We start from the raw sequence: 5,503 nt of genomic DNA on the forward strand, positions 1-5,503 counted from the left end.
GCCATTACCATTACCATTACCATTACCATTACCATTACCATTACCATTACCATTACCATTACCATTACCATTACCATTACCATTACCATTACCATTGCCATTATCGTTGCCATTGCCGTTGCCGTTGCCGTTACCATTACCATTACCATTGCCATTGCCATTGCCATTGCCGTTACCATTGCCGTTGCCATTGCCGTTACCATTGCCGTTGCCGTTGCCGTTGCCGTTGCCATTGCCATTGCCATTGCCATTACCATTACCATTGCCATTGCCATTGCCATTGCCATTGCCATTGCCATTGCCATTGCCATTACCATTGCCATTATCGTTGCCATTACCATTGCCATTATCGTTGCCATTGCCATTGCCGTTGCCATTGCCGTTGCCGTTGCCATTGCCATTACCATTGCCGTTACCATTGCCATTACCATTACCATTCCCGTTACCTTGCTTTACAAACACATCAAATGTTAGTGTGTGCTCACCATACGTTCCCTTAATCGTCGTATTACCTTGACCTTTTCCTTTTACCACCCCTGCTTTTACAGTAGCTATGTTATCATTCGCTACTTCGTAGGTTGCAAGCTTTGTAACATCTTGTTGTACTTTTACATTGGAACGAACTTCTTTTGCTCGGGCATTAGAGAATTTTTGGCCTTTGACTTGGCTTATTCCTTGCTCTAGTGCAACAGGCTTTTCAAATAAATGAACGATGACTGCAACCTCTTGATTGCCTGATACATTTTGTAAGCTTTCGTGGAGAGTTGGATCATCTTTAGACAAACTTAGCTGTTCAGCAATATCCGCCTTTAGTTGAATTATACTTTCGCTTTGACTATCCTGCTTGAATGGTTTCGATTCTTCAGCACTAGCACTCGACAATGGAACCAATAAAGAAAGCACCATAACGAAAACTAGAATACTACTTAAGAACTTCATAAACTTAAAATTTTTCAAATCTCATTTCCTCCTATTTCTTTAATTGTCACACTTTTTCAGTTTAGTGTGATATTTACAATCTATCACAATGGAACTAATTCGAGAATCGTAATATTTAAATATTCTGAAATATTGATAATTAGTATCAATTTATGAAATGTATATTAAATCTATCTTCCTAGTAATTGGATAAAAAGAAGGACTTTCAAACTAGTGATAACTTACGGTAATTCATTAATTTTTTCAATTAATCCTATCAAGGCAGCAGTTGTAGATACAGTCGGTGGTGTAGTTGCTTATAGAAAATTAGGAGGGCAGTAAAAGGAGTGATTGGAGGGGGTCAGACAGATGAAATTGTGCAAGACCAAACAACAATGCATGTCATAAACAATCTTGCCAAATTAGATTATGGCTCAGTTATCATTAAGAATCTATTCACTTCGCTGGAGGATAAAATGCATTCTTTGGACTCAGAAGAAGATATAAGAAAGTTAAAAAGCCGAACTAGCTAATAAAATTTTCTACATTAAACAGCATTAGTGTTTATACATATTACATTACCAACTACATATGCAGAGTGCGAACAGGTATAATTTCGGTAACGAAATGTTTCAAAGAAGATCTCATTATAGTCCAAATGTAAGTAGTCCTAATTATGTAAGGCCAAGAGATTTATTAATGGGTTATGTCCGATATATGTTCGTTCAAGGGAATACACAATGTTTAACACCATTCCAAGTGGATTGTTAAACCCACCTAAAGATAGGGATATTATAAGAGATTTATTTAAATCGCGATAAGGATGATATTAGCTGGGTAGCAACTAACCTAATCTTGAAACCTGGAAAGCCCGTTTTTTAACAAGGGAACGCTTACAGGTAAACGTAATATAGAAAAGAATATTACCTTACAAAATCTTTATAGTATGGTTAAGCTTTTGACAAAAAAATCTGTACTTGAAAAACTTTCGAAAGAGAAGAAGCTTAATTTATGTTTATTTTATTTCAATACAATCAAAGAATTGTTCCCTGATGAATGGGATGATAATAAGCTTTATCGAATGACACATATTACATGTTTAAATGCAATAGCTATAGTTGGTAATAAAGTGATAAATGAAAATTACTTAGTTAAATCACAGCAGCCTGATTCCGTCAAAATTGCACAAATTTTAATGAAGCTAGACGAACTCGATTGGCTTGCGACTGGAGATTTAAAATATTTGAAGGGTGCGCCTGGTACAAAAATTTTAGTAAGTGATATCTTAAATTGTTTAAAGTAAAATAGTAGTAGGGTATTTCACAATAAACTCAACTAATCTGATTAGTTGAGTTTATTTGTTTTTATATAAAAAGCTACTAAAATATTTAAAAGAAGATGTGATGATTAATGAGGAAATTCGAAATGACTATTAAAATACGCGGAGTTAGAAGAGATAATAGGATTAGGAAGTAAATAGATATGGAAATTTTTAACGAAGGGGAATTATAAAGTGTTAAATATTTTTCGCATTTTTGAGCGTTTTATTATTTGACATTGACTTGTTTGACTTATTAAAAAGGTCGAACAAGACTTATACCTTGTAAAATAAAGAATGAAGGAGATTGACCTATAAATGGGATACGTATGTATTTTAGCAGAGAAACCATCTCAAGCAAGAGCTTATGCAGACGCTTTTAAAATTAAACAAAAAGAGAAAGTATTTATTGAATTGGAACCTTGTTCTACTTTTCCTGAGGGTGCAGTAATTACCTGGGCAGTTGGTCATCTTGTTGAATTAAAGGAACCAAAAGAATATCAAAAGGAATGGGAGAAGTGGTCGCTTGGATCATTACCAATCATTCCTCAAAAATTTGAAGATAAAGTTGTCTCTAAAATGTATACACAATTTAATGCCGTAAAAAAAATCTTTAGTGATCCACAAATAACTATGATTTATAACTGCTGCGATAGTGAACGTGAAGGTTCAAATATCTTCTACTCACTTTTAAAAATGACGAAAGTAAATAAGCCTGTTAAACGATTATGGATCAATTCATTAGAGGTTGAGGAAATTCGAAAAGGCTTTAATAATATGCAAAGTAATGAGCGTGATCTGCTCATGTACCAAGAAGCAAAAACACGTCAAATTAGCGATTGGTTAGTAGGCATGAACTGTAGTCGCCTCTATACGCTACTTTTACAAAAAAAGGGCTTTAAGGGTAGTATCTCTATCGGTCGTGTGCAATCGCCAACCGTCTATTTAATTTATAAAAGACAACAGGAAATCGAATATTTCAAGCCTGAAAAATTTTATGAAATTGAAGGGGTCTTTAAAGCACAAAATGGTGTATATAAAGGGAAGGCAAAGTTAAAAACAAAAGAGCGTGCAGAGGCTGTGCAATTATTGCAACAACATGGGGTTGAACCGGTGGATACGGGTCTAATTACGAGTGTAACGAACAAAACGAAGCGTATTGCACCACCAAAACTACATGCGTTATCAACATTACAAGCCGCCGCTAATAGACGTTGGAAATACAGTCCGTCACATGTGTTGAAACTTACGCAATCACTTTATGAGAAAAAGCTTGTTTCTTACCCACGTACCGATTCACAGCTCATTACACATAATGAGTTTGCTTATTTAAATGAATCATTGGCAAAATATCAGCAGCTCGTGGGAAAGACATTTAATGTGCTAAATCGCGGGAATAACAAACGCTATGTCGACAGTGCCAAGGTTGGGGAGCACTATGCTATTATTCCAACGAAAAAAGTGCCGACAGAAAAAGCGTTACAATCAATGAATGCTGATGAACGAAATATTTATTTCGAAATAGTCAATACGACACTTGCCATGTTTCACCAAGATTATGAATACGATGAAAAAACAATTTTAACGAATGTCAAAAATATAGAGTTTAAAACGGTAGGAAAAACAGAACTTGTAAAAGGTTGGAAAGAATTATTTTCAAATGAAAAAGAGTTAAAGGAGCGGGAAGAGTCGTTACCTGTCGTTTTCCAAGATGAGATGGTACAAAGTAAGATTTCTATTTTAGAAGGCACGACCACGCCTCCTAAGCCTTATACCGAAGGTCAACTCATTACGATGATGAAAACATGCGGTAAATCAGTTGAGGATGAAGAGGAAATCGAGATGCTGAAATCGATTGAAGGTATTGGCACAGAAGCAACTCGGAGTGGCATTATAGAGACGATTAAAAAGCATGGATTTATTGAAGTACGAAAAAACATAGTGAGCATTACGCCTAAAGGAGAGCTTTTATGTCGGTCAATTGAAGGGACATTACTTTCAAGTCCATCTATGACTGCAAAATGGGAAATTTACTTAAATAAAATTGGTCGTGGGGAAGGCTCTGCAAAACATTTTATTGAAAGCATAGGTAAGTTTGTTAATCAATTAATAGCCGAGGTACCTATACAGTTAGAGTCACTTACAATAGACACAGAGCAGTTTAAACCAACTGCTGTAAAAGATATTGTGACGTGTCCGACATGTAAAGTAGGAAAAATAGGTTTGCGTAAAAACTTTTACGGTTGCTCGAATTATAAAAATGGTTGTAAACAAACGTTCCCAGGAAGGCTATTAGGAAAAAAACTAACTGAAAAGAACATTAATGATTTATGTAAGATTGGTAAAACAGCTCTACTTAAAGGTTTTAAATCAAAGAATGGTAAACAATTTAATGCGTCACTCCGGTTGGTAGAAGGGAAAATTGAATTTGAGTTTAATGAAAAGTAAAAGCGGAAGAGATTTATGATCTATTCCGCAAAAAACTTATAAATTGAATTCATCTTGTAGTTTTATAAATTTTCTTTTTCGTCGTTGCTTACGCTCTTTTTAGTGTCTAAATATGCTTGAAACTTCTAAATGACCATATGGATGATAAAATCCATATTCATATATTTAATTCCGGAAAAAAAGGTTACTTGAAAAGCAAATGAAAGGTAATGAATAACTAATGCGCCTCTAGTTATTCATTGTTTTATTCATACTTTAGATATCAAATCTGTCCAATAATTTTTCCATATTCTTATTTTGCTTTTTACTTTTATCTTCATCTTTGTCGCTTAAAACATCGAGGAAGAAGATGAATTTTCTAAATCTGTATTTTTTCCAAACGCTTTCCCGTATCAATTAACTTATCTTCGATGTTCAAAGGGGTTATCGTTGAGCCCTGTACGTCCTTTAAATGTGGGTATACGCTTGAAACGACTATACTGTTATAAAGTTGCTAAAGTGCTCAGCACGCCTTTTCTGCTTTAACACTTCATCCTTTAATGACTGAACTATGCTTTATAGTAAACCCGCTTTTCTTCTACGCTCTTAAAATGAATACGTTATACCATTCGTCTCAGAACCTGTAGTTGGTATACAATAAAACGCTTCAATTGATCCCATTTCTTTGAATTTTTCCTCCATTGTTCGACTTGTCTTTATTTTGAAGAACCAAATTGTTTTTTAGGTATGACGGATTGTAATATTAAGTGCAACACCCAGAAGTCAATATAAAGGAAGCCCATAACGACCTCGTGTAGAATGTAGTTACCACACCAACAT

General features: G+C 34.8%; 3 protein-coding genes and 1 pseudogene. 3 read left to right on the top strand and 1 reads right to left on the bottom strand.

Features of this window, described 5'->3' with window-relative positions; genetic code table 11:
• Positions 1 to 957 (bottom strand): annotated as a pseudogene (locus ACFTQ7_RS20185) (hypothetical protein); the annotation flags it as partial.
• Positions 958 to 1,265: 308 nt separating this feature from the next.
• Here ACFTQ7_RS20185 and ACFTQ7_RS20190 point away from each other — a divergent pair.
• From ACFTQ7_RS20190 to ACFTQ7_RS20200, 3 genes are all read left to right on the top strand, one after another.
• Positions 1,266 to 1,451 (top strand): DUF1643 domain-containing protein, encoded by a 186-nt coding sequence (locus ACFTQ7_RS20190; protein WP_386830578.1) that lies wholly within the window; start codon positions 1,266 to 1,268, stop codon positions 1,449 to 1,451.
• A gap of 425 nt (positions 1,452 to 1,876) precedes the next feature.
• Positions 1,877 to 2,221: a ParB N-terminal domain-containing protein gene (locus tag ACFTQ7_RS20195; protein ID WP_386830579.1), complete on the top strand. Its 345-nt coding sequence runs from the start codon at positions 1,877 to 1,879 to the stop codon at positions 2,219 to 2,221.
• Positions 2,222 to 2,554: 333 nt separating this feature from the next.
• A complete protein-coding gene (locus ACFTQ7_RS20200; protein ID WP_386830580.1) occupies positions 2,555 to 4,684 on the top strand; it encodes a type IA DNA topoisomerase in 2,130 nt (709 codons plus the stop codon).
• The last annotated feature ends 819 nt before the right edge of the window (positions 4,685 to 5,503 follow it).

The sequence above is a fragment of the Lysinibacillus sp. NPDC056959 genome, assembly GCF_042674095.1.
GTDB classification, from domain to species: Bacteria; Bacillota; Bacilli; order Bacillales_A; family Planococcaceae; genus Lysinibacillus; species Lysinibacillus zambalensis.